Source organism: Pseudomonas sp. 7SR1 (assembly GCF_900156465.1).
Classification (GTDB): domain Bacteria; phylum Pseudomonadota; class Gammaproteobacteria; order Pseudomonadales; family Pseudomonadaceae; genus Aquipseudomonas.
This window is the reverse complement of sequence record NZ_LT707064.1, coordinates 4,507,083-4,530,382: the sequence shown is the minus strand read 5'-3', so window position 1 is coordinate 4,530,382 and position 23,300 is coordinate 4,507,083. Positions and strand designations below refer to the sequence as shown.

The following is a 23,300-nucleotide window of genomic DNA, read 5'->3' as shown; positions in this document are numbered from 1 at the left end:
GCACCTATCAGGGCGAGAGAAATACTTGTACAAGACTAGTTTCTTGTACAGATAATTTCAAACCATGTATAGGTTTTTCACGACTTTGAATAAACGCCCCATCATCCGCAGAATGTCGCGCCTTACGCGTCCCGAAGGAGTTATCCATGCTGTACATCGTCATGCTCGGTGGCCGTCATCCAAGGGCGAGCATTGAAGTACATGATGTGCTGTTCGCCCAGGCGGACTCACTGCAACAGGCGTATCCGCAACTGCGCGACGCCTGGTTCGGCAGCCCCAAGGGCCTGCACATCGACTCGTGGCTGGAGGTCGACGGCATCGACTCCTACCGTGTCGAACTCGGCCAATTGGCCCCGGGGCCCGACGATCCGAGGCTGTTTTTCATCAACCTTGGGGGCTACGAACCCGGTGTGTTTGGCGAGGCACATCGTTACCTGCTGGTGGTGGCGCAGAACAAGGCCCAGGCCAGACAACTGGGCAGGCAACGCATGCCGGCCGATTGGCTCAAGTCACACACCGACGCGGTACTCGAGGTGGACGATTGCTTGCCGGTCGACCTGGTGAATGGCCGTTACGTGCATCTGGTTCCAGGCGCTCATAAGGGGATTGGCCAACGCAGCGATTACATCCTGATCTGAGGCCCCGACGCGTTCCGCTTGAAATTAACAACGTTTAACTCACTCGCCAGAGCCCCGCAGCCAATAATCAAGCCCTCTGCGCGAGCCTTTCCCACGCCCGCATACATGGCCCGACGCCCCCTTTGAAGTCACCGAACCGGTTGTAGCATGCACACGACAAATCACGCGGTGAAAACCCGGCGCCTTTACAGCAATGAAGCTTGCACGCAACGGTGGCCACAACCCATGCACAGACTCTGGCTATCCATGGTGCTGATCGGCTCCAGCACCACGGCCCTGGCTGCCGAGCCTTCGGTGCAGGATGTCATGGCCGGCTCGACCTTCGGCGTGCTGAGCCGAAATTTCTTCCTGCAGAACGACTACCGATCCCCCTCCCCGGCGAACAAAAACTACAAACAGGAGTGGGCCCAAGGTTTCATCGCCTCGTTTTCCTCCGGTTTTACCCCCGGCACTGTCGGGTTCGGTGTCGATGCCCATGGTTTTCTCGGATTGAAACTGGATGGCGGCCGAGGGCATTCCGGAACGGGATTGCTGCCGCTGGATTCGCAAGGCCGCAGTGAGCGCGAATACTCCAGTGCCGGTGGCGCGTTGAAACTGCGCTCGTCCAGAACCACCCTGGCCTACGGTGAAATGACCGTGCAAACTCCGGTGTTCGACACCGCCGACAAACGCCTGCAACCGGAATATGCCACAGGGTTTCTGCTCGACAGTCGGGAGTTCGACGATGTGCACGTGCAGGCCGGGCGGTTCACCGCGTTCAAGAATCAGGACGCCTCCACCAGCGAAGGGGACTTCACGGGCTACGGGGCAAGCACTGACCCAGGCAGCATCAGTTTTCTCGGTACCCAATTTTTCGAAGACCAGCCCCTGGGCGGCGCCCTGTACGCTTCCGAGCTGACCGACACCTGGCGTCAGTACTACGCCAATGCACATCTGAAGCGATCCGGGTTCTTCCTGGACAGCAACGTCTACCACACCCGGGATTACGGCAACGCTACGTCCGGCAGGATCGATAACACTGCGTACAGCCTGTCGGGCAAATACACCCTTGGCGCACAGGGATTCACGCTGGCCTATCAGAAGATCCAGGGCGACACGCCATTCGACTTTGTGGGCGGCGACTCGATCTACCTTGCCAACTCCATCAAATACGCTGATTTCAACGGTGCCGGCGAACGTTCGTGGCAGGCCCGCTATGACCTTGACCTGGGCGCTTTCGGCGTCCCGGGGTTGAAATTCATGACCCGCTACGTCACCGGTCGCGGTATCGACGGCACCCATGCCCCCCAAGGTGGAGCGTATAACCCACTCGACCCGGACACCGGCCAGTTCGTCCCGCAACAAGGGGATGGCGGACGCCACTGGGAACGGGATATAGACCTGCACTACATCGTGCCCTCCGGGCCGGCCAAGGATTTGTCCATGCAGGTATCCCACGTGTCCCATCGGGCCAACAGCGCTCAGGGCGGGGATGACATCGACCGGATTTACATCGTGATCGAATACCCGTTGAAGCTGTGAGCGGCCGGCTTCATCGCCGAGCGCGCATCGCAGCGTCAACGAACGCAGACAGGTCATGATTGAACCGCTGCGCCTCTTCCAGAAAGGGAGAATGCCCCGAACTCGGGTAGAACTTGCCGAGGACGCTGGGGTTCAACGCCTTGGCGCGATTGAAGGACGGTTCGGCCTGCACCAGGGCGTCACGCGCCCCATAAATCAAGAGCAACGGCTTGTGCATCGCACCCAGGCCCTTGGGGGCGTCCAGCGACATGCCATGCACGGCTTTCTGCATGTTTTCGGAAGCCATGGCCGCATTGGCCAACAAACGCTGGAAAGTATCGGCATCAGGCCGTGTGGCGAAACACAGCGCGACGAACTCACGCTCGGCATCGAGGTGGGTCTTGAGATCAGGCGACGTCATGCCGCTGTACACAGAGGGGTGCGCAACGATCTGATCAGGCTTGAGCTCAATGACGCCGCCGACGTAAACGGCGCCGGCGATCTTCTCGTCGCCATAGGCGGCCAGGTAGTTGGTCGCTACGGCAGCCCCCAGGGACCATCCCACCAAGACGGGGCGTCGGGCGCCTGATCCTGCGATCACCGCCGCCAGGTCATCGGCCCAACGTCGTCCGTCGCTGTAGGCATCGCCCTCCCCGGGTTGGCCGGAACGCCCATGCCCACGCAGGTCGTAGGTGATCAGGCGATAACGCTGAAGCTCAGGGCTCTCGACTTGTTTTTCCCAGCTCAGATGACTGCCCAGCAAGCCATGAATGAAGATGATGGGCTGACCGTTCGGGTCCCCCGCCTCTTGCACCGCGATGGACACACCGTCAGGCGCCGTCACGGTATACGGTTGCACGGCGGCCTGTGCCAGCCAGGACGCGCCCATCAGCAGCAGGCCAGCCAGCCAGCTGCGCCCGTGGTTGATGCATTTGAACGACATCATGTTCAAGCTCCTCAAGTATTGAAAGAGCACAGCCTGGACCCTGACATTAGTGTCACAGTCAAGCCGCAATGCTATCGTTCGCCCATGAACCAGATATCGCCCCCCACCGTGCTCAAGATCGGTGCCCTGGCCCGGGCCACCGGCGTCAGCGTGCGCTCGATTCGTCATTATGATCAGCATGGCCTGCTGGCCTCCACGCGAAGCGAAAATGGCTACCGGGCGTTCCCGGAAAAAGCCATCACCCAGGTGAAGCAGATCCAGCGCCTGATCGCCACGGGCTTCAGCCTGGATGAAATCCGCAGCTTTCCCGATTGCATGCTGTTGATCGAAGGAGCGAAAGCCTGCGCGGACATCACCGAGACTCAACGCAAGCGGCTGGCGAGGCTCGAACGACAGATCGATGCACTCGAAGAACAACGCCAACGCTTGCGCGCCATGCTGATTGAAAGTTCAGGAGGCTGATCGAGATCGCTCGGTTTGACCGGCGAATCAATCCTTGTATCAGGTATCGCCTCCTCTGGTTATTGCCAGCACATGCAGCTAAGCCCCTGGATTGATGGTAAGGACACGAAATGACGGCATCATCAGAAAAAAGCACCCCGTTTCCAGCCAATACACATGAAGACACCGGCGCGATGGACTTTTCGGCCTGGGCTCGTGCCTGGTCGGTGCTGGGCGTCACAGCGGCGTCGCACGAGACATACGAAGCACTCATTCGGCGCTACGACGAACCACATCGCGCTTACCACAACCGCCAGCACCTGACTGAGTGCCTGCGGGTGAGACGAGGCGTCGGCGCCAGCTGCCAGGCAGCCGCCGAGGTCGACCTCGCCCTGTGGTTCCATGATGCGATCTACGATCCACTTCGCAACGACAACGAGCTGCGCAGTGCCCAGTGGCTGGCCGAGGTCGCTCGGGATCACGGCTTGTGTGCCGAAACACAGCGCAGGCTGTACGACCTGGTCATGGTGACGCGGCACGACGCAGCCCCTGCTTCGGCAGACCAGGCAGTGCTGGTGGACACGGATCTGGCGATTCTCGGGGCGCCGCCCGAACGCTTCGAGGAGTACGACCGGCAAATCCGTCAGGAATACAGCTACGTGCCCCTGCCCCTTTACCGCCAAAAGCGGCGCCAGGTGCTGGAGGGCTTTCTGGCCCGGGGGCGGCTCTATACGACTGCCACTTACTTCGACGCGTTTGAAACACAGGCACGTGCGAACCTTGCCCACGCCATCGGCCGCCTCGACTGAAGAGCGGCATGCTTCGGCCGAGGAAAAACCGGGCGGACCAATTTTTTCGTATTGACATATCGGTAAATCTCGATATCCTCGGCGCATGGAATTGATCGAAATATTCAAAGCCCTCTCGAACCCTACGCGTCTTCAGATCCTGAAAGGTTTGAAGGACCCCGTAAAGAACTTCCCTCCACAGGATGAAGGGGACGTTCTCACGGTCGGCGTCTGCGTCAGCAGTATCCAGGAAGGTATCGGGCTGTCGCAGTCGACGGTGTCGGGTTACCTCGCTACGTTGCAACGAGTCGGCCTGGTGGAAGTCAGGCGCATCGGCCAGTGGACGTACTACAAGCGCAATGAAGCGGCCATCGGTGCACTGGCCGAGATCATAGGGAAAGAGCTGTAGATTTTTTTGCCGCAATATATCGAGATATCTCGATATCCCTTTTTATCGATACGAGGTTTTCAACCATGAAAGCGATGATTCTCAAGGCATTCGGCGGTCCTGAATCGTTCGAGCTCTGCGAAGTACCCAAGCCCGTACCGCAAGCCGGGCAAGTGCTGGTGCGGGTCCACGCCACGTCCATCAATCCGCTGGATTACCAGGTTCGACGTGGCGACTATCCCGACCTGGTACCACTGCCGGCCATTACCGGGCACGACGTATCGGGCGTTGTCGAAGCAGTGGGGCCAGGGGTGACGGCCTTCGTTCCGGGAGACGAAGTCTGGTACACGCCACAGATATTCGAAGGCCCAGGCAGTTATGCCGAGTACCACGTCGCCGCCCAAAGCATTGTCGGTAAGAAGCCCTCCTCGCTGAGCCACCTCGAGGCGGCAAGCCTGAGCCTGGTCGGCGGGACAGTATGGGAAGCGCTGGTGGTGCGTGCGGCGCTCAGGGTCGGGGAAAGCATTCTTGTCCACGGCGGCGCGGGCGGCGTCGGTCATGTCGCGATTCAACTGGCCAAAGCCATGGGAGCCCGGGTGTTCACCACCGTACGCCAGACAAACGCCGCATTCGCCCGCAGCATGGGGGCCGACGTGACCATCGATTACGAAAAACAGGATTACGTCGACGCCGTCATGGGGGAAACGAATGGTCGCGGCGTCGATGTCGTCTTCGACACCATTGGCGGCAACACATTGTCACGCAGCTCCGACGTGCTGGCCCAGCTTGGCCGCGTCGTCACCATCGTGGACATCGCACAGCCACAAAACCTCATCCAGGCCTGGGGCAAGAACGCCAGTTATCACTTCGTGTTCACCCGGCAAAACCGCGGCAAGCTGGATGAGCTCAGTGCATTGATAACGCGCGGTCAGCTGCGGCCTCATGTCGGCGCCGTCTATTCGCTCGCCGACATTGCCCTCGCCCATGCCCGTTTGGAAACGCCCAACAACGGTCTCCAAGGAAAAATCGCGATCGCAGTGGAGCCATCGCTGATTCCTTGAGTGGGTAATTTCAATCATCAAGCCAAGCCAGAGGAAACGCCATGATCTACGAGATCGCTCGACTTCCCGTTCACAAAGAACGCATTGAAATGTTCCGAGGCGCATTTGCCGAGGTCGCCCCTTTGCTCAGCCGTGCGAAAGGTTACGGCGGCCATCTGCTCGCACAAGGGATCGAAAGTCCCGAGGTGTTCAATCTGATCGTGAGATGGCAATCACTGGAAGATCACACGCCAGGCTTCGAAGCGAGTGAAGACCATCGGTTGTTCATGATGGGCCTGGAGGAATATTTTTCCGAAGAACCGCAGGTCTACCATATCGAGGGGGGCAGCTTTGAGGGCTGACGCCATCGGTGCGTTCGTGTTCGCCAGCCGAATGGGACGATCTTCCATGGCACTTCCAGCCTGATGGAGAACTGACGCTATTGTCCGACTTCAGGAGATCAACCCCAGCGTCAATCCCTTGAGGGTCGCGGCGGCTCGGGTCGAGCATTGCAGTTTGCGAAAGATGCTCTCCATGTGTGTGCGAACCGTGCTCGGGCTGATGTCCAGCAGTCGCGCCACTTGTTTGTTACTGGCGCCGCGACTGATCTCCTGGAGCACATCACACTCGCGCGCGGTGAGTAACGACGCCTTGGGCTGATGCGCTCGACGCTCGCCACGGGCGGCGGCGATCACCGCGTCGCAGATATCCTTGTCGAACAAGCCACGGACGGCCTCCTGTTCGAGCAGCCTGGCCGCTTCCGATTCTCCATGGGCCGCCCTCCACGGCCTGGCCTCCCTCAGCGCGACCCAGGCGACGGTAGTAGCGAACAGCCGATGTTCGGCACACAGCGCATCGCCCATCACGCCTCGAAAATAACCACTGCCGTCGAGCCGCTCGTAGGCATGGGCTGCAATCTGCGCGGGCACGACCAGTTCGCTGATCGGCCTGAGCGCCTGTTGCGTCCAGTAGGGAACCAGGTGCACCCGCTCCACGGCGCCATAAGGCAGTGCCCCGGCGGTGTTCCAGAGCTGGTTGGACACTGCTGCCCGACCGAGCCCGTAGACAAGCGCGGCCTTCCCGAGCGCCGTCAGGGTGGGCTCGCTCACCCCCCACAGACGGGCTGCTTCCATCGCCAGGAGGGCCACCCGCCGCGAATGGCCCGCCAGCCAGGGTAGCTTCAAGTCGATCACATCCCCCACCAACGTCAGTGAGACAGAACGCTCGGCATGCTCACTGGCCGGGGCTTGAGAAGAATTTTCCAGCTCGGTCAGCCAATCATTGGCGTTATCCGCCAGCAACGATGCGAGCGCGGCGGGATAACGTCGATCCGACTGGTCCCGGATCCAGCGCAGGGCGGCGTCCAGGCCATGGGCTCGGCTGAGGATATCCAGGTCACCGGCCAGCACCACCTGATAAGCGACTTCCGGAATGTGCTCATGGGTCAGGCCCAGCGGCCGGCCGGTCCCATCGTAGGTTTCGAATACACGACACAAGCCTGCCTGCACCGCCTCACCCAGTTCGAGGGTCCTGGCGACTTCGCCGGATACCTCGCAGTGCACCACCGCCAACGGGGTCGCCTGGTGCACCGCGGTCATTTCCTCGCGGCTCAAGGTCAGGTCGAGCATCGCGCGGCGGCCGTCGACGTCATCGCCCAGCAGGTCGGCAAAACCTTCGGCGTTGGCGGTGCAGCCGGACCAGCGCAGCAAGGCGACCTGCTCCGCCACTGCCAGGTGCTCGCCTTCGCCGTGCGCGGCCTGCGCCAACCTCTGTGCCAACGTGGCGACGCGGCGGGAGTGCCCCAGGGGTTGTCCCATGCTGAGGTCGCCGACCTGGCCGATCGCCCGCAGCGCTCCGCTCAATGAAATGTCCAGCCGCAACGCACTATCCATGGAAAAACCTTGGGGTCGGATAAATGACCGATGCCCAGCGAGCAGGCCAGTCAGCAGAATTCGAGCACCTACACAGGAGCTCATCCCATGAAAACATTCAGATTGAAAGCCATCACCGTCGCCTTTGCCGTTGCAAGCACATTCGCCGCCGGTGTCAGCCAGGCCAAAGATACAACGCCTTCGGTCGTCATCGTACACGGCGCGTTCGCCGACGGCTCCGATTGGGCCAAAGTCGTGCCGCTTCTGCAGGCCAAAGGGGTGGCCGTCTCGGTGGTGCAGAACCCGCTCACCTCCCTGGCCGACGACGTGGCCGCCACGCAGAGAACACTCAACAACCAGTCGGGCCCCGTCGTGCTGGTCGGTCACTCCTGGGGCGGCACTGTCATTACCCAGGCCGGCAACGACGAGAAAGTCCGCGCCCTGGTCTACGTGGCCGCCTTCGCGCCCGATGCCGGACAAACCAGCGGCGAACAGGGCAAAGGCGCGCCCACGCCCCCTGGTATCAGTCAGATCAAGGCGGACGGCAACGGTTTCCTCTACCTCACGCCAGAAGGTATGGCCAAGGACTTCGCCCAGGATCTCCCCGCGGCACAGACCGCCGTGATGACTGCGACGCAAGGCCCTATCAAGGCCTCCGCCTTCGAGGACAAGACGACCGTCTCCGCCTGGAAGACCAAGCCGTCCTGGTACCTGCTCGCCCGCGAAGACCGGATGATCCATCCCGATGTCCAGCGTTCCGCCGCCAAGCGTATCGGCGCCACCCTGACGGAGCTGCGCACCAGCCATGTTCCCCAGCAGTCGCAGCCAGCCGAAGTGGCCAAGGTGATCCTCGAGGCAGTGAACAGCGTCGACAAACCGTGATCGCCGCCTCTTCACAGCCCTGAACTCAACCGCTGCATTTGTACGGAACGGACGCATGGATCATCTGCATGATCGTCACTATGACTTCATCGTATGTGGCGCAGGTACGGCGGGCTGCGTGGTCGCGGCCCGCCTCGCTCGCCAGGACAACGTACGCGTACTGCTGATCGAAGCCGGCCAGGCGTACGCCGGCCCTGAGGTGGTCGAGCCCGGCCAATGGCCGTTGAACCTCGGCTCCGAGCGCGATTGGGCCTTCGCCGGGCAGCCCAACCCCCATCTCAACGGTCGCCGCCTGGCCTTGAACATGGGCAAGGGCCTGGGGGGCGGCTCCAGCATCAATGTGATGGTCTGGGCCCGCGGGCATCGAACGGACTGGGATCATTTCGCGGCCGAGTCCGGCGATCCTGCCTGGGGTTACGACTCGGTACTGGACTACTACCGGCGGATCGAGAACTGGCAAGGCATACCGGACGCCGCACGGCGCGGTTCGGGTGGTCCTGCGCACGTCGAGCAACCGGCCGAGCCCCAGCCCCTGGCCTGGGCAACGCTGGAAGCGGCCAATCGCCTGGGCATTCCCCGCTATGACAGTCCCAACGGAGCGATGATGGAAAGCCCGGGCGGGGTCGCGATCACCGATCTGCGCATCAACCAGGGCAGGCGCGAATCCGTTTACGACTCCTATCTTCGACCATTGCTGAAGCAGCCGAATCTGACGGTGCTCACCGGCGCATGGGTCTGCCGGGTGCTGTTGCGCGGCACAACGGCGATCGGAGTCGAAGCGGTGGTCGATGGTCAGCGCCAGCGCTTCCATGCCCACGCCGAGGTCATCTTGTCCATGGGCGCGGTGAACACGCCCAAGGTGCTGATGCAGTCAGGTATCGGCCCGGAAAGCGAACTGCGCCCCCATGGCATCGCGCCGATCAGTCACCTGCCCGGCGTGGGTCGCAATTTCCAGGACCATATCGCCTTTGGCTGCACCTGGGAGTACCTGCATCCCCAGGCGGTGGGCGGCGGTGGTTGTGAGACCACGCTGTACTGGAAAAGCGACAGCCGCCTGGATGCCCCGGACCTTCTGCACTGCCAGTTGGAATTCGCGGTGCCCTCCCCAGCCGAAGTCGACATCCAGCCACCGCCACAGGGTTGGACGATGTTCGCCGGGCTGGCCCGTCCCGTCAGCCGAGGGGCCGTGCGCCTGTCGGGGGCCGGCCCCCTGGATGCCCCGCTCATCGAGCCGAACTCGCTGAGCGCGCCCGAGGACATGGCGGCGGCATTCGCATCGGTCGATCTCTGCCGGGCACTGGGCAACAGCGAAGCCTTCGACGGCCTGGTCAAGCGCGAAGTCGTACCCGGCCCCAGGGATCACCGCGCCATGGAGCAATTCATCCGCAACGCCGCCGTGTCCTACTGGCACCCGTGCTGCACCGCCAGAATGGGCCGCGACGAGATGTCCGTGGTCGATCATCGGCTGCGGGTGCATGGCTTCGAGAAACTGCGCATCGCCGATGCCTCGATCATGCCCAGGATCACCGTCGGCAATACCATGGCCCCTTGCGTGGTCATCGGCGAACGAGCCGCAGATCTCCTCCTCGCCGCGCACGGTATGATCGCGCCAACCACAGCAACCATCGGGTAATGCAATGAGAATACTGATCGTGGGCGGCGGTATCGCTGGCCTGGCAATGGCCAGGGCGCTGGAACTCAAGGGATTGCGCCCCGACCTGATCGAACGCAAGGCCGACGTGCCCCAAGGCGGGACCGGGCTCTACTTGCCAGGCAACGCAGCCCGGGCCTTGCAAGCCCTGGGATTGCTGGATGCGACCTCAGCGCTGGCGACACCGATCAAGACCCAGCGCATCCTGGACCACAAAGGCCGACCGTTGAGCATTACCCAGACCCAGGACGTCTGGGCATCCTGCGGGCCGTGCCTGGCGCTTCCCCGTGGCGTCCTCCACGCGACGCTGCGCCAATCGCTGCGTGAAACACACCTGCGTTTCGGGACTTCGATCAGCGAGATCGAACCCCTCGAAAAGACCAGCCTGGCGACCTTTTCCGACGGGACCATGGTCGAGTATGACCTCGTCATCGGCGCCGACGGCGTTCATTCGAAGGTACGTCAAAGCGTGTTCCCTGAGGTCTTGAGCCAGTATGTCGGGAACGTCTGTTGGCGCTTCATCACCGCCGACACCGTGGGCATCGATGCCTGGACAGTGATGCTCGGGGACTCGATGAGCCTGCTGGCGCTGCCCATCGGTGACGGGCAGGTCTACATGTATGCCGATAGGAGCGCCAGCGAACGGGAAGCGCAGCAGGACCTGGCCCAACTACCCCGCAATGCCCTGCTCGAGACGTTCCCGGCACCGTTGTCCGCGCTTGTCGAGCAGATGCCTGCGCACACCCAGGTCCATGCTGGTCGTCTGGAGCAGGTGGTCATGGAGGATTGGGTCTCGGGGCATGTAGTGCTGATCGGCGATGCGGCGCACGCGTCTTCTCCGAGCATGGCACAAGGGGCTGCGATGGCGATGGAGGATGCGCTGGTGCTGGCTGAGATGCTATCCGCCAGTGAGCGCATCGGCGATGCCCTTGCTGGCTATACGCAACGACGCAAGCCACGCGTCGATTGGGTCCAGAAGCAATGCATCGCCCGGGACAAGATGCGCAGGCTGCCTGGCTGGGGCCGCGCGTCTGTGCTCAAGCTGGCGGGCAATCTGCTGTACCGGCGAAGCTACACGCCATTGACCGAACCGATATGAACCGCGGCTGGACGAGGCGCCGACGCCCTCCTATTCGTGGCGCCGGCCTGACATTCGTGGCGAAGGCGCCGAGGCCCCTCGAAAGTTGGCTGCGCTAAGCCCGTAGCGTTTGAGCTTGACGTAGAGTCCCGCCCGCGAAATGCCAAGGCGACTCGCCGTCTGGCGCAAGTTACCCCCCGAGTCTTTCAAGGCCGCACGGATCAGTTCGCGCTGCCCCTGCTCCAAGGGCGTCAGGCGCTCCTCGTCCTGCGCTGTTCTTGCGGTATCGACGAGCAGCGCGGGGGGAAAGTCTGCAGGCTCGATGAACGCACCCTGGGCGAGATTCATGGCTCGCTCGATGACGTTTTCCAACTCCCGGACGTTGCCGGGCCAGTCGTGAGCCATCAACCGCGCCAGCGCCTCGTCGGAAATGGCCAGCGGCGGTCGCTCCAGGTTGCGGCCCAGGCGCTTGAGCAGTGTTGCCACCAGCAGCGGGATATCCTCGCGGCGCTCGCGCAGCGCAGGCACCTGCAGGGTGAGGACGTTGAGGCGATAGAAGACGTCTTCGCGAAAGGTTCCTTCCGCCACGGCCTGGGCCAGGTCGCGGTGGGTGGCGGCGATGACCCGCACGTCCACCGCCTGGGCCTTCCTCGCCCCGACGCGGGTGACCTCGCCTTCCTGCAAAACCCGCAACAGGCTGATCTGGGCCTCGAGGGGCATGTCGCCGATCTCATCGAGAAACAGGGTCCCGCCGTCGGCCAGTTCGAATTTGCCGGCCGCGCCACCCCGCGCAGCACCAGTGAAGGCCCCCTCGACATGACCGAACAACTCGCTCTGCACCAGATCCCTTGGGATGGCGCCACAGTTCACCGCCACGAAAGGACCGTGGCGACGTCCGCTGGCATTGTGGATGGCTTGGGCGAACAGTTCCTTGCCCACCCCGCTTTCCCCCAGCACCAGCACCGTGGCTTCGCTGCGACTGGCCGCCTGTGCCAGTTGCAGGCTGGCCTGCAGCGCCGCCGAACGGCCCTGGATATCGGCGAAGCTGTAGCGCGCCCGGGTCCCCAGCAACTGGCGGGTAATCTCACGGATGCGGCGGTTTTCACGGAGCGACAGCACCCAGCCGCCCTGGGCGATGGGACAGGCCGAGGCCAGGCACGGCAGACCGCTGCCATCGGGCAGCAGCAGCGTAAGATCGCGATCCTGGCGCTCCCAGCGCCGGTCCAACCAGACATCGAGGTCGGTGTCCTGGGTGATGAGGCTGGCGAAGGGGCGGCCCTGCTGCGGCTCGTCGAGCTGCAACAGCCGCCGGGCATAGCCGTTCAGGCTACGGATCCGGCGGTCATCGTCCAGCAGGATGACCCCTTCGTTGAGCACCTCCAGTACCCGCTGTTGCTCCTCCAGCAACGCCTTGAGCGCCAGTTGCCGGGAGATGGCCTCGGCCGCTGCCTGTACGGTGCCAAGGGTGTGGCAATGGAAATTGCCCACGGCCGCTGTGAGCGTCAGGGCGCCCAGCAGGCGTCCCTGGGTATCGCGCACCGGTGCCGAAGCACAATGCATGTGTCGCTCGCGCAGTTCCCGCTTGAAGTTCTCTGCGGCCAGGACGAATACCAGGCGCTGCTCGCGCAGCGCCAAACCCGTGCAATTGGTCCCTTGAACCTGCTCCAGCAGGCGGCTCCCCAACGGGGTCAGGTCCACCCCACAAGCGCTGAGGGTCACGCCATCGGCGTCCGCCAGATTGAGGTGGCCGTCCGGGTTGTAGCGCAACAGGTCGGCCATGATCGGTGCGGCGATGTCCAGCAGCTCGCGATGGGCAGCGAGACGGCTCGCCAGATCCTCGGGGGAGACGAATTCATAGTGGAATTCATCCGCGGCAATGCCTGCCTCCCGGCTGCGTAGCCAGGACGCGCGAATCACCGGTCGTACAGCGGCCAGATCGCAATCGCCAGCCAGGCAGGCTTCCCATGCCGCGTGCAGGGAATGCTGGGTGGCGTCGGCGGATGAAGGCTGCTGCAGCTCGGTGACGAACAGCAGCTCTTGTTCAAGGTCGGTCGCGGCGGTCAGGGGCGTCATGGGTCAGTCTTGTCCAGAGGTTGGACATGTCCAGCTAGACATGTCTTTTTCTTAGACATAGACAGTAGCAGGCAAGCCGCCAAAGCGCCTGGAAACGGGGGCTGGAGGAGTGGCATGGCGATTGCTCCCGGGCTATCAAGGCCCACGGCCGCCTATAACAACCACAAAAGGACGCCCTTCCATGCCGCATTCCAAGACACCTCTGTCCCTCGGCCTCATCGGTACCGGTCGCATGGGCACATTCCACGCCACCGCCCTCGCCCGGCATCTTTACGGCGCCCGCCTGGTTGCCCTGGCCGATCCAGCCCCGGGTGCCGCCGCTCGACTTGGGGAGACCCTGGATGTCGAGCGCATCTACACCGATCCCCAGGCACTGATCGAGGACCGCGCCGTGGACGCGGTGGTGATCGTCGCTCCGGCACGCAGTCACGCTGAACTGGTGGTGGCGGCCGCCCGCGCTGGCAAGCCGGTATTCTGCGAGAAACCCATGGCAGTGACCCTGGAAGAAGCCGACCGGGCCATCGCGGCCTGCGCCCAAGCCCGTGTCGCCCTGCAGGTTGGCTTCAATCGGCGCTTCGCCACCAGTTTTCGTACGGCGCGCGACTTGATCCTCGCGGGTCGCATCGGCACGCCGCAACTGCTGCGCTCGCTCACCCGGGATCCGGCCCTGCACAATCCCGCCGCGGTGAAACCCTGGACCATTTTCCTGGAAACCCTGATCCACGATTTCGACACCCTCAATTTTTTCAACCCAGGCGCCAAAGCCACCCAGGTGTATGCGGTGGCCGACGCCTTGGTACGACCCGATTTGCGCGACCAGGGGTTGCTCGATACCGCAGTGGTCACCGTCCGCTACGATAACGGCGCCATCGCTACCGCCGAGGCCAACTTCCAGGCGGTATACGGCTATGACGTACGTGGCGAGGTGTTCGGCAGCGCAGGCATGCTCACCGCCGGCGACGTGCGCACCAGCGAGCTGGTCTGCTACGGAGCCGAAGGCATCAGCCAGACCACCCAGCGCTCGGATGCGCAGCTGCTGCGCGACGCCTATCTGGCCGAGCTGCGCGCCTTCGTCGACGCCGTGCGCGGCGGCACCCCCGTGCCGGTGGACGGAACCGACGCCCGGGCCGCCCTGGCCATCGCTCTGGCGGCCATCGAATCGGTGAAATCCGGCCAGCCGGTCGCCGTCGGAGCGTGATGCCATGACCTCTACCACACCTTTTGTACTGGCCGTCAGCGCCGAGATGGTCTTTATCGACCTGCCCTTCGTCGAGCGGGTTCGTCGCTTGCACGCCCTGGGTTTCGCAGTGGAAATCTGGGACTGGACGCGCCACGACATCGACGCCCTGGCCGCTACCGGCGCCCGCTTCACCTCCATGACCGGGTATGTTTCGGGCGACCTGGTCACCGCCGAGGGACGCGCCGCACTGCTGGCCAGTGCCCGGGAGTCTCTGGCCGTCGCAGAGCGGCTCGGCTGCCCCTCCCTCAACCTGCATGGCACCGGCCTGGACAGCAACGGCCTGCCGGTCAGGCCCCTGCCCACCGTGACTGGCGCGCAATGGCTGGCCGCGCGGGACACCCTCATGGTGATCGCGCGCCTGGGCGAGGCCGCTGGCAAAGTCTTCCTCCTGGAGAATCTCAACACCGCGGTGGATCATCCGGGGGTTCCCTTTGCGCGTGCCGAAGACACTCTGGCGCTGATCGAGGCCGTGGACAGCCCACACCTGCGGCTCAATCTGGACCTCTATCACGCCCAGATCGGCGAGGGCAATCTGATCGAGTTGATCCGGCGCGCCGGGGCGGCTATCGGCGAGATCCAGGTGGCCGACGTGCCGGGCCGCTGCGAACCCGGCACCGGCGAAATCCATTACCCCGCCATCGCCCGGACGCTTGCCGAGCTGGGTTATCGAGGCGTGGTCGGTCTGGAGGGCTGGGCGGCGGATGGCAATTGCGAACGTGCGCTCCAGCGTTTCAAAAGTGCCTTCACGTTATAGATCCAGGTTTTCATCCCGTTTGCATAACAACAAAAGGAACCGGACATGCTACTTCGCAAACTGCTGTGCGCCGCCTTCGCGCTTTCCCTCACTCCCCTGGCCCTGGCCGACTACCGCATCGGTGTCAGCATTGCCAAGGTCGACGACAACTTCATGACCTACGTTCGCCGTAACCTCGAGGAAGCCGGCAAGACGCAAAAGGTCTCCCTGCAATTCGAGGACGCCCAGGGCGATGTCGTGCGCCAGCTCAACCAGGTACAGAGTTTCCTGGCCCAGAACGTCGACGCCGTGATCGTGCTGCCGGTGGACACCGCCGCCACCGTCAACATCACCCAGGCCGCCACCTCCGCCAAGGTCCCGCTGGTCTACGTCAACCGCCGCCCCGACGATCCCGGCATTCCCAACGGCGTGGTTGCCGTGGCCTCGGATGACCTGCAGGCCGGCCAACTGCAGGCCCGGTTCATTGCCAAGCGGTTGAACGGCAAGGGCAGCATCGCCCTGATCATGGGTGAACTGACCCAAAACGCCACCCGGGGCCGTTCCGAAGGCCTCAAGGAGGGCCTCAAGGCCTTTCCGGGCATTCAGGTGGTGGTGCAGCAGAACGCCGATTGGGATCGCAGCAAGGGCATGGACCTGACGAGCAACTGGTTGACCGCTGGTACAGACTTCGACGCCGTCGTCGCCAACAACGACGAAATGGCGATCGGCGCTGCCATGGCGTTGCGCCAGGCTGGCAGGGAGGACGTCCCCGTGGTGGGTGTGGATGGCTTGCCCGATGGCCAGGCGGCCATCAAGCGCGGCCTGTTGGCGGCTTCGGTGTTTCAGGATCCCGGGGGCCAGGCGCTGCAGGCCGTCCAGGCCGCGCTGAAGATGATCCGCAAGGAGCCGGTGCAGGGAGACGTCTGGGTCCCCTACGAACTGATCACCGCAGACAATCTGGCGACCTATGCGGCACGCTTCAAATAGAGCAGGCCGATGCACGCTTGAAGCCAGTTCGCTCCCAGCGCCCCGAGCAGGTGGCCATAAAAAACCCGGCTCGTGGGCCGGGTCAACCACATCTACACGTAGCGCGCCCTGATCCAGGGGCCTATTTCCTCGGCCACCAAAGGCCTCGAATACAGGAACCCTTGAACGATCCGGTACCCCTGGTTTTGCAAGACTTGCTGTTGCGCCAACGTCTCGACGCCCTCGGCGACCACTCTCATCTGCAAGCTTTCGCCGATACGGATGACGGCCTCGCTCAAGGCCTGGCTGGTCGTATCGCGCTCAAGGTCGTGGACGAAGCTTCGATCAAGCTTGAGCTCCTGGATCGGCAAGCGCCGCAGGTAGCTGAGGCTTGAATAACCGGTACCGAAATCATCCATTGCCAGGGTTATACCCAAGGCATGAACCTGCTCGATGGTGGTCAGCGTGTCCGGATTGATGTCCATCAGCACATTTTCGGTAATCTCCAATGTCAGGTCCCTGGCTTGCAGGCCATGGGCCCGCAGCGTCCGCATCAGGATCGTCGGAAGGTCACGGTCATGAAAATGGGTGGGCGACATGTTCACCGATACCGCCGGTACCAACAGTCCCTGCTTGCGCCACGCGGCCAATTGACGACAGGCCTCGCTGAGCACCCAGAGGCCCAGCTCGCTGATCAGCCCGCACTCCTGCGCCAGCGCAATGAAACGAGCGGGCGAAATCTCTCCCAGTTGGGGATGCGTCCAACGCGCGAGCACTTCCACCCCATACAACGCCGACCGGCCCAGATCGATCTGCGGCTGATAGGCCAGGTGCAGGGATCGCTGATCCATCGCCTCACGCAGCGCCGCTTCCAGGCGCAACCGGCATTGGGTCAGTTGGCTAAGCCCATCGTTGAAGAAACAGACGCTTCCCCGCGCACGAGTCTTGGCTTGGTACATCGCCATGTCGGCGCGGTGCAGGAGCACCTCCATGGTGCAGCCATCCTCGGGAAACAGGCTGACGCCAATACTCGCCGAGGGCCTGAGGGTCACACCGCACACCTGGCTAGGAACATTCAGGCGTGCCCGCAGTTTCTCGATCAGGTCGATCGCCTGCGCCGAGTCGCATTGAGGCAGCACCAGCACGAACTCATCGCCCGATAACCGGCTGACGATATCGTGCTCACGCCGGTCCTCGGACAGGCGATGGGCGACCAGACGCAGAAACTCATCGCCGGCCGGATGCCCCAACGAATCGTTGACCTGCTTGAACCGGTCCATGTCGATGAACACCACAGCCAGGTTCGACTGATGTCTGGACGCATCGGCGATCGCCTGCTCGGCCCGGGCGTGGAGCAGATTGCGATTGGCCAGCCCCGTCAGTTCGTCATAGAACGCCAGCTTGCGTATGTGCTGGCGCGACTCTTCCCGCTCCAGCGCCAAGGCACACAAATGAATGCAGGCGTCGACAAGCAACTGATGAAGCCTGCTTGGCTGGCCTGAGTCGCGGTAGTAGAAAGCGAACAGGCCGAGCACTCGTCCGTCGTTGGACTTGACGGGCGTCGCCCAGCATCTCGTCAGGCCCAGTGGCTGCTTCTGCTCCTTGAATCGTGCCCAGAACGGATGAGCGTCGAGTTCGCTTATCGTGGCGGCCTCGCCGCTGAATACCGTCGCAGCCAAGGCATCGAGCCCGGCTCCCATGGCCGTGCCGTCCAGGGCCATGCAAAAGCCTGACGGCAAGCCAGGGGCAGCCAATGTCTGCAGGCACCCGCGGTCATCGACATGCAGGACCGAAGCAGTGACTTCAGGGGCAATACGTTGGACTTCGAGGCATGCCAGGTTCAAGACGGTTTTCAATGACTCCTCGCGCACCATCGCCTCGAGAATCTTGTGGCGCAGCACCTCATGCATCCGCGTATGCGTCACGTCCGTCAACACGCTTACGGTGTTGGCCAGTTGTCCATGGGCATCGTGGACCGAATGGCTGGTGATGTTGCACCACACCCGCGGCCCTTCCCGGTGATAGCCATAGTTCTGTCCGTGATAGACATGGTGTCTGGCCACCTGGTGGCGAATCCCTGCGACCTGGCGGTGTTCAAGGTGCGGCGCGAGCAGCTCGATTGGCGTCTTGCCGGCAGCCTCTTGAGCGCCATAGCCGAACATCTGGACGAAACCGTCATTGACGAAAATGATCCGCCAGGAGGCATCCGTTATGAGGATGGCGTTTTCGGTGGTGTCGACGACCAGCGACAAGAGATACAGGCGATGCTGTTCTTCATGTTGCTGGGTAATGTCCTTGATGAAGGCGGTATACAGGATCTGCCCTTGAGTCTCGACCCTCGAAATGGACATCGCCCCCCAACGACGAGACCCGTCCTTGCGCTCGATCGGCACAGTGCGACTGGTGCCGACGATCTTGTTGATGCCGGTGCGGCGGTTGGCATCGATGAACCCATCGTGATGAGGGCGAATCTTCTGCGGGACCAACAGGTCCACATTTCGGCCCATGACTTCGTCAGGACTGTACCCCCAAAGCTTCTGGGCAGCCTCGTTGAACAAGATGATGGAGTTATGGCTGTCGATGACGACGACGCTGTCGACACTCTGCTCCAGGGTCTGGATGAAGACTTGCGAAAGATCCTTATGATCCGGCATGGCAGTGATCTACTGAAGGAGATGGGCATGAGCAGAATCCCTTCCAGTACTTGATGCTTGGCGAGGCGAATCCAGCCTCGCTGCGATCCTGCGAAGACGTTGCAATGGAGATGCAAGCCAAGAGTGACGGGGTGGCGGGAAGAACTGAAGCAAGACGTCGGGTCGGCAAGAAACCTCTGCGAACACGGCTGCAGGCTGGCATATACGGGCGTATCTCTTATTGGTAGAAGCACAGGCGAATGAATACCAATGTGCCACTACCCGACATTCCTCCCTTGACTCAAATCAACGAACCGCAGCAGTGGGTTGCTACCGGTTGAGACAGGCCTCGATCCTGACCGTTGACGACCTGCTACCAGTCTGCAGATCGCCCTTGGGATTGCGTCGGCTGCTCGACACAGGCAGGAGCAGCTCGTGCTCGATTGCGACCTGCGTGCTTGGCGCTGTATAGCGCATCGTCCGCACGCACGATCAGTTGGCTCGGACTGTCTCCCGCCAGCGACAGGGAGGCGACTCCACAACTGATCGTGATCTGCAATGGGCCTCGGTCCGTTTGAATAATGGCCGCTTCGATGGTCACGCGTAGCTTCTCGGCCACCTCCAGCGCATCGACCCCGCTGGTATGAGCAAGGACCACCCCGAACTCCTCTCCTCCAAGCCTGCCGAACACGTCATGGGCCCGAAGCACGCCGTTGCAGAGAGTGGCCACCTGTTTCAACACGATGTCACCAATCGGATGACCAAACGTATCGTTCACTCGCTTGAAGTGATCGAGGTCAAGCCATATGAGACTGAGCTCCGTGCCATGGCGCTTCGCTCGACTGAATTCATTATCGAGGGCATTGAGAAAGTCGCTCCTGCTACGGGCACCGGTCAGCGCATCGATACTGACAAGTTGTCTTAGCGCACTATGGGATTGCTTGAGCGCGGCCGTATTGCCCAAATGCAGCCGTGTGGCGAAATAGATGAACACGGCAAAGGCGACCAACAAGAGCGAGATGGCTGCAGCAGAAAACAACAGAAACTGACGACGTTCATTGAAGGACGCCAGATAGTCCACAGGCGAAAGTTGAACCAGTACCACCAGCTCGGCCTGCATCAGGCGTCGATAGGCAACCAGGCTATCTTTCTTGTCTAAGGCACTCAGCCCCCGATAGAGTCCTTGCGGCGGCTTGTCGGAGGCGAAATAGGGTTCATGCCGGGCCAGAACGATTCCGTCCAAAGCCGTGTTGACGCCAACTTTGGAAGCGGCGGCTCGAGGAACGCCGTCTTGCCCCACGAGCGCAATGAGGCCGTTCGGCCCCACATTGATCTTCTGATAGAAGTCGGTAAAGAAGCTGACAGGGATCGACAGCACAAAGACACCGGCAAACTTGCCCTTATCGAGAATGGGCCGAGTGAACTGCATCGACCAGATCCCCGATATCCGCCCAAGAACGGGTTTGCTGATGAACAGTTTGTCTTGGGACGGATTGTTGCGATGCACCTGAAAATGTTCACGGCCGCTCAGGTCCACAGTACCGTTCACCGGACCCAGCGAGGAATAGACCAACTTGCCCTGGGCATCGATCACGGCGACCTGGGCAACCATGTCTCCGTAGACCTGGGTCTCTTCCTTGACGATCTCTTCGAATTCGCTCGGGTCCTCGATGACATCCTCTCGAATGTCCTGGACCAGAGCATCTGCATAACGCACCACACTCTGGATGTGTTCTTCGAAGGCAATGGCCAGGTTCATGGCATCATTGCCCGCCGCCTGCTCCACCAGGACCTGCTCATGCTTGAGCCATGCGCTCAGGGTGACCCACATGGGTACCAAAGTCAGCAGCAAGGCTGCCGCAGCCACTAACCCAGCCTTGGTCTTGGTCACTCGATGTCGTAACAATGGATGCCTCCAGCGAAGGGATTTCAATTCACCCAGGCCATCAGAACATTCCAGGTTCGCGCCGCGTGCCGTCAGGGACCTCCGCCCACTCTCAATAGCAGAATGATATCAAATGCCAGGATGCATTCATAACCGACTTAGGGATAATCCTTAAGTGGAGCCTGCTCGCGCCAGCCGCCGCAAAGCAATCAACCATCGCGCCCCTGAAACCGCAACCGGTACTGCCCGGGGCTCTCTCCGGTCCATTTCTTGAATGCCCGGTGAAAAGCACTCGGCTCCTGGAACCCCAGCTGCTCGGCGATCTCGCTGATGTTCGCCTGGCCCTGGCGCAGCCGTTCGAACGCCACCCCGCGCCGTACCTCGTCCTTGATTTCCTGGTATGAACAGCCCTCACGCCCCAGCTTGCGGCGCAAGGTGCTGGGGCTCAGGCGCTGTTCCAGGGCGAAGGCCTGCAAGGTGGGCCATTCGCTGTAATGGCTATGGCGCAGGCGCTGGTAGACCTGGGATGCCAACCCATGCTGGTTGCGGAAGCGAATCACCAGCCATTGGGGAGCGGTACGCAAGAATACTTTCAGCGAGGCCAGGTCCTGGACCACCGGCAGCCGCAGGTAGTGACTGGCGAACTCGATTTCGGTGTGTTCGGTGCCAAAGGTCAGGTTCGGCCCCCAGAGCAAGGGATCATCCTGCAGTGACAGGCGGGTATGGTGAAAATCCGCCCGGTCGATGGGGATGCGCCGTCCGCCCAGCCAACACAGCAGGCTGATCATCAATACCATGAACGTTTCCTCCCCCAGTCTGCCGAGCTCACGGCTCTGCGAACGGGTCTGCAAGCTGATGACCGCGCGCTTGCCCCGCACACTCAACGTGCCACGGAAATCACGCAGGAACAGTCCGAAGTTGGCCAGGCACTGGCGCATGGCTTTTTCCAGCGTCGGTTCCTGGATCAATGCCCGGCAGATCAAGGCAAAGCTGCCCGGCGGCATGCCATGGGAGTCCAGCTGGAAAAACTCGTCGTTCAACTCACGAATCTGCACCAGCCACAACGCGGCGAAAGCCTTGGCCGGTACCCGTGCCGTCGGCTGATCCACCCATGCCGGATCGATCCCCACCTGCTCGAGCACCGAGCGCAGGCGCTGCGGCTCGTCACGCAGTGCATGAAGCATGGGGTACATGAAGTAGACCGCCACCGAGTCCGTTTCCCGCATTGTTGAACGCCCCTCTCGTCACCCCTGGACATGGCAAAAAACGCCATCACCCCTGGACAGTTTTGGCATAGGCCAGTGGCGCTGCAGATTCTAGACTCCTAGCCAACAAAAAAGACCTGCCTGGAGAGTCGCCATGAACCCTTCCGATATTTTTGTGATGAGCGCCGTCCGTTCTGCCATCGGCAGCTTCGGCGGTTCGCTCAAGGATGTGCCGCCTGTCCAGCTGGCAACCGACATTTGCCGCGCCGCTATCGAGCGGTCGGGCCTGGCGCCCGAACACATCGGCCATGCGGTGATGGGCCATGTGATCCCCACCGAAGCGCGTGATGCCTATATTTCACGGGCCGTGGCGATGAATGCGGGCCTGCCGAAAGAGACGCCTGCCTTCAACGTCAACCGCCTTTGCGGTTCGGGTCTGCAGGCAATCGTCAGCGCCGCGCAAAGCCTGATGCTGGGAGATGCCGGCGCGGCGCTGGCCGGTGGCGTCGAGTCCATGAGCCGAGGCGCGTACCTGCTGCCGCAGGCCCGCTGGGGCGCACGAATGGGCGACATGCAGGCCATCGACTACATGCTTGGGGTCCTGCAGGACCCGTTTGGCGGGTTCCACATGGGCATCACCGCTGAAAACATCGCCGAGCACTACGGCATCAGTCGTCAGGCCCAGGATGAATTGGCGGTCCTCAGCCAGCAGCGGGCCGCCCGGGCGATTGCCGAAGGGCGTTTCGATGGGCAGATCGTGCCGATCGAAATCAGCACCCGCAAAGGAACGGTTTCCTTTGCCACGGATGAGCATGTCCGAGGTGAGGTGGATGTCGAGCAATTGAGCCGCATGAAACCCGCCTTCAAGAAGGACGGCAGCGTTACCGCCGGCAATGCGTCCGGCCTCAACGACGGGGCCGGTGCATTGATCCTGGCCACGGGCCAGGTCGTCCAGGCTCAAGGCCTCAAGCCCATGGCCCGATTGGTGGGTTACGCCCATGCCGGCGTCGAGCCTTCGATGATGGGCCTGGGACCGATTCCCGCCACCCGCCTGGTGCTCAAGCGCGCCGGCCTGACCGTCGCCGACCTGGACGTCATTGAGTCCAACGAAGCCTTCGCTGCCCAGGCCTGTGCCGTCGCGCAAGAGCTGGGGTTCGACCCGCAGAAGGTCAACCCGAACGGATCGGGCATTTCCCTGGGGCATCCGGTAGGCGCGACCGGCGCCATCATCGCCACCAAGGCCATCCATGAATTGCATCGCTGCCAGGGCCGCTATGCCCTGGCAACCATGTGCATTGGCGGCGGCCAAGGCATCGCCGTGTTGTTCGAACGGGTGTGATCC

At 62.2% G+C, this 23,300-nt stretch carries 20 protein-coding genes; 14 read left to right on the top strand and 6 right to left on the bottom strand.

Annotated features, from left to right (window positions below; all coding sequences use genetic code 11):
- Positions 1-146: 146 nt before the first annotated feature.
- Entirely contained in the window at positions 147-638 is a 492-nt protein-coding gene (locus BW992_RS20110) for a DUF1543 domain-containing protein (RefSeq protein ID WP_072398363.1), read from the top strand.
- Positions 639-863: 225 nt separating this feature from the next.
- Entirely contained in the window at positions 864-2,159 is a 1,296-nt protein-coding gene (locus BW992_RS20105) for an OprD family porin (RefSeq protein WP_072398364.1), read from the top strand.
- A 10-nt stretch (positions 2,160-2,169) separates the two neighbouring features.
- Here the strand turns inward: BW992_RS20105 and BW992_RS20100 are convergent, their stop codons facing one another.
- Positions 2,170-3,084 (bottom strand): alpha/beta fold hydrolase, encoded by a 915-nt coding sequence (locus BW992_RS20100; protein WP_076406978.1) that lies wholly within the window; start codon positions 3,082-3,084, stop codon positions 2,170-2,172.
- Positions 3,085-3,168: 84 nt separating this feature from the next.
- Here BW992_RS20100 and BW992_RS20095 point away from each other — a divergent pair, with 84 nt between their 5' ends.
- The 5 genes from BW992_RS20095 to BW992_RS20075 all read left to right on the top strand — a co-directional run bounded on the left by BW992_RS20095 (position 3,169) and on the right by BW992_RS20075 (position 6,103).
- Positions 3,169-3,546 carry a MerR family transcriptional regulator gene (locus BW992_RS20095; RefSeq protein WP_072398365.1) on the top strand — a complete coding sequence of 126 codons (378 nt, stop codon included), beginning with the start codon at positions 3,169-3,171 and terminating at the stop codon, positions 3,544-3,546.
- Between the two features lie 110 nt (positions 3,547-3,656).
- Positions 3,657-4,334 (top strand): HD domain-containing protein, encoded by a 678-nt coding sequence (locus BW992_RS20090; RefSeq protein WP_072431217.1) that lies wholly within the window; start codon positions 3,657-3,659, stop codon positions 4,332-4,334.
- A gap of 85 nt (positions 4,335-4,419) precedes the next feature.
- Complete coding sequence (locus tag BW992_RS20085) at positions 4,420-4,722, top strand: ArsR/SmtB family transcription factor (protein WP_072398367.1); 303 nt, start codon at positions 4,420-4,422, stop codon at positions 4,720-4,722.
- 65 nt (positions 4,723-4,787) lie between these two features.
- Positions 4,788-5,762: a zinc-dependent alcohol dehydrogenase family protein gene (locus BW992_RS20080; RefSeq protein WP_072431216.1), complete on the top strand. Its 975-nt coding sequence runs from the start codon at positions 4,788-4,790 to the stop codon at positions 5,760-5,762.
- Between the two features lie 41 nt (positions 5,763-5,803).
- Positions 5,804-6,103: an antibiotic biosynthesis monooxygenase family protein gene (locus BW992_RS20075; protein WP_072398369.1), complete on the top strand. Its 300-nt coding sequence runs from the start codon at positions 5,804-5,806 to the stop codon at positions 6,101-6,103.
- A 90-nt stretch (positions 6,104-6,193) separates the two neighbouring features.
- Here BW992_RS20075 and BW992_RS20070 read toward each other — a convergent pair whose 3' ends face one another.
- A complete protein-coding gene (locus BW992_RS20070) occupies positions 6,194-7,633 on the bottom strand; it encodes an HD domain-containing phosphohydrolase (protein ID WP_076406977.1) in 1,440 nt (479 codons plus the stop codon).
- Positions 7,634-7,720: 87 nt separating this feature from the next.
- Between BW992_RS20070 and BW992_RS20065 the strand changes: the two genes are divergently transcribed.
- From BW992_RS20065 to BW992_RS20055, 3 genes are read left to right on the top strand one after another with little or no spacing between them, the layout of a single operon-like run.
- Complete coding sequence (locus tag BW992_RS20065) at positions 7,721-8,494, top strand: alpha/beta hydrolase (RefSeq protein WP_076406976.1); 774 nt, start codon at positions 7,721-7,723, stop codon at positions 8,492-8,494.
- A gap of 55 nt (positions 8,495-8,549) precedes the next feature.
- Positions 8,550-10,127, top strand: a complete 1,578-nt coding sequence (locus tag BW992_RS20060) for a GMC family oxidoreductase (RefSeq protein ID WP_072458938.1) — start codon at positions 8,550-8,552, stop codon at positions 10,125-10,127.
- Between the two features lie 4 nt (positions 10,128-10,131).
- On the top strand, positions 10,132-11,244 hold the full coding sequence (locus BW992_RS20055; protein ID WP_072431212.1) for an FAD-dependent monooxygenase: 1,113 nt from the start codon (positions 10,132-10,134) through the stop codon (positions 11,242-11,244).
- A gap of 30 nt (positions 11,245-11,274) precedes the next feature.
- Here BW992_RS20055 and BW992_RS20050 read toward each other — a convergent pair whose 3' ends face one another.
- Positions 11,275-13,296: a sigma-54-dependent Fis family transcriptional regulator gene (locus tag BW992_RS20050; RefSeq protein ID WP_072398374.1), complete on the bottom strand. Its 2,022-nt coding sequence runs from the start codon at positions 13,294-13,296 to the stop codon at positions 11,275-11,277.
- 181 nt (positions 13,297-13,477) lie between these two features.
- Here BW992_RS20050 and BW992_RS20045 point away from each other — a divergent pair, with 181 nt between their 5' ends.
- Genes BW992_RS20045 through BW992_RS20035 form a run of 3 tightly spaced genes read left to right on the top strand, consistent with a single transcriptional unit; the run spans position 13,478 to position 16,256 of the window.
- A complete protein-coding gene (locus BW992_RS20045) occupies positions 13,478-14,494 on the top strand; it encodes a Gfo/Idh/MocA family oxidoreductase (protein WP_072398375.1) in 1,017 nt (338 codons plus the stop codon).
- 4 nt (positions 14,495-14,498) lie between these two features.
- Positions 14,499-15,290 carry a TIM barrel protein gene (locus tag BW992_RS20040; protein WP_076406975.1) on the top strand — a complete coding sequence of 264 codons (792 nt, stop codon included), beginning with the start codon at positions 14,499-14,501 and terminating at the stop codon, positions 15,288-15,290.
- Positions 15,291-15,335: 45 nt separating this feature from the next.
- On the top strand, positions 15,336-16,256 hold the full coding sequence (locus BW992_RS20035) for a sugar ABC transporter substrate-binding protein (protein WP_076406974.1): 921 nt from the start codon (positions 15,336-15,338) through the stop codon (positions 16,254-16,256).
- A 92-nt stretch (positions 16,257-16,348) separates the two neighbouring features.
- Here BW992_RS20035 and BW992_RS20030 read toward each other — a convergent pair whose 3' ends face one another.
- The 3 genes from BW992_RS20030 to BW992_RS20020 all read right to left on the bottom strand — a co-directional run bounded on the left by BW992_RS20030 (position 16,349) and on the right by BW992_RS20020 (position 21,979).
- A complete protein-coding gene (locus BW992_RS20030; RefSeq protein WP_076406973.1) occupies positions 16,349-18,889 on the bottom strand; it encodes an EAL domain-containing protein in 2,541 nt (846 codons plus the stop codon).
- A gap of 352 nt (positions 18,890-19,241) precedes the next feature.
- Positions 19,242-20,759 carry a sensor domain-containing diguanylate cyclase gene (locus BW992_RS20025; RefSeq protein WP_231991072.1) on the bottom strand — a complete coding sequence of 506 codons (1,518 nt, stop codon included), beginning with the start codon at positions 20,757-20,759 and terminating at the stop codon, positions 19,242-19,244.
- Positions 20,760-20,962: 203 nt separating this feature from the next.
- A complete protein-coding gene (locus BW992_RS20020) occupies positions 20,963-21,979 on the bottom strand; it encodes an AraC family transcriptional regulator (RefSeq protein ID WP_072398379.1) in 1,017 nt (338 codons plus the stop codon).
- Positions 21,980-22,112: 133 nt separating this feature from the next.
- Between BW992_RS20020 and BW992_RS20015 the strand changes: the two genes are divergently transcribed.
- Positions 22,113-23,297, top strand: coding sequence for an acetyl-CoA C-acyltransferase family protein (locus BW992_RS20015; protein WP_072458940.1), 1,185 nt, complete (start codon positions 22,113-22,115; stop codon positions 23,295-23,297).
- Positions 23,298-23,300: the final 3 nt, after the last annotated feature.

Excerpts from the sequence above, each read along its gene's own strand:
- BW992_RS20035 (WP_076406974.1), top strand. The coding sequence starts at position 15,336 with ATGCTACTTCGCAAACTGCTGTGCGCCGCCTTCGCGCTTTCCCTCACT.
- BW992_RS20090 (WP_072431217.1), top strand. The coding sequence starts at position 3,657 with ATGACGGCATCATCAGAAAAAAGCACCCCGTTTCCAGCCAATACACAT.
- BW992_RS20110 (WP_072398363.1), top strand. The coding sequence starts at position 147 with ATGCTGTACATCGTCATGCTCGGTGGCCGTCATCCAAGGGCGAGCATT.
- BW992_RS20085 (WP_072398367.1), top strand. The coding sequence starts at position 4,420 with ATGGAATTGATCGAAATATTCAAAGCCCTCTCGAACCCTACGCGTCTT.
- BW992_RS20050 (WP_072398374.1), bottom strand. The coding sequence starts at position 13,296 with ATGACGCCCCTGACCGCCGCGACCGACCTTGAACAAGAGCTGCTGTTC.
- BW992_RS20105 (WP_072398364.1), top strand. The coding sequence starts at position 864 with ATGCACAGACTCTGGCTATCCATGGTGCTGATCGGCTCCAGCACCACG.
- BW992_RS20015 (WP_072458940.1), top strand. The coding sequence starts at position 22,113 with ATGAACCCTTCCGATATTTTTGTGATGAGCGCCGTCCGTTCTGCCATC.
- BW992_RS20030 (WP_076406973.1), bottom strand. The coding sequence starts at position 18,889 with ATGCCGGATCATAAGGATCTTTCGCAAGTCTTCATCCAGACCCTGGAG.
- BW992_RS20075 (WP_072398369.1), top strand. The coding sequence starts at position 5,804 with ATGATCTACGAGATCGCTCGACTTCCCGTTCACAAAGAACGCATTGAA.
- BW992_RS20040 (WP_076406975.1), top strand. The coding sequence starts at position 14,499 with ATGACCTCTACCACACCTTTTGTACTGGCCGTCAGCGCCGAGATGGTC.
- BW992_RS20055 (WP_072431212.1), top strand. The coding sequence starts at position 10,132 with ATGAGAATACTGATCGTGGGCGGCGGTATCGCTGGCCTGGCAATGGCC.
- BW992_RS20070 (WP_076406977.1), bottom strand. The coding sequence starts at position 7,633 with ATGGATAGTGCGTTGCGGCTGGACATTTCATTGAGCGGAGCGCTGCGG.
- BW992_RS20060 (WP_072458938.1), top strand. The coding sequence starts at position 8,550 with ATGGATCATCTGCATGATCGTCACTATGACTTCATCGTATGTGGCGCA.
- BW992_RS20095 (WP_072398365.1), top strand. The coding sequence starts at position 3,169 with ATGAACCAGATATCGCCCCCCACCGTGCTCAAGATCGGTGCCCTGGCC.
- BW992_RS20020 (WP_072398379.1), bottom strand. The coding sequence starts at position 21,979 with ATGCGGGAAACGGACTCGGTGGCGGTCTACTTCATGTACCCCATGCTT.
- BW992_RS20065 (WP_076406976.1), top strand. The coding sequence starts at position 7,721 with ATGAAAACATTCAGATTGAAAGCCATCACCGTCGCCTTTGCCGTTGCA.
- BW992_RS20100 (WP_076406978.1), bottom strand. The coding sequence starts at position 3,084 with ATGATGTCGTTCAAATGCATCAACCACGGGCGCAGCTGGCTGGCTGGC.
- BW992_RS20080 (WP_072431216.1), top strand. The coding sequence starts at position 4,788 with ATGAAAGCGATGATTCTCAAGGCATTCGGCGGTCCTGAATCGTTCGAG.
- BW992_RS20045 (WP_072398375.1), top strand. The coding sequence starts at position 13,478 with ATGCCGCATTCCAAGACACCTCTGTCCCTCGGCCTCATCGGTACCGGT.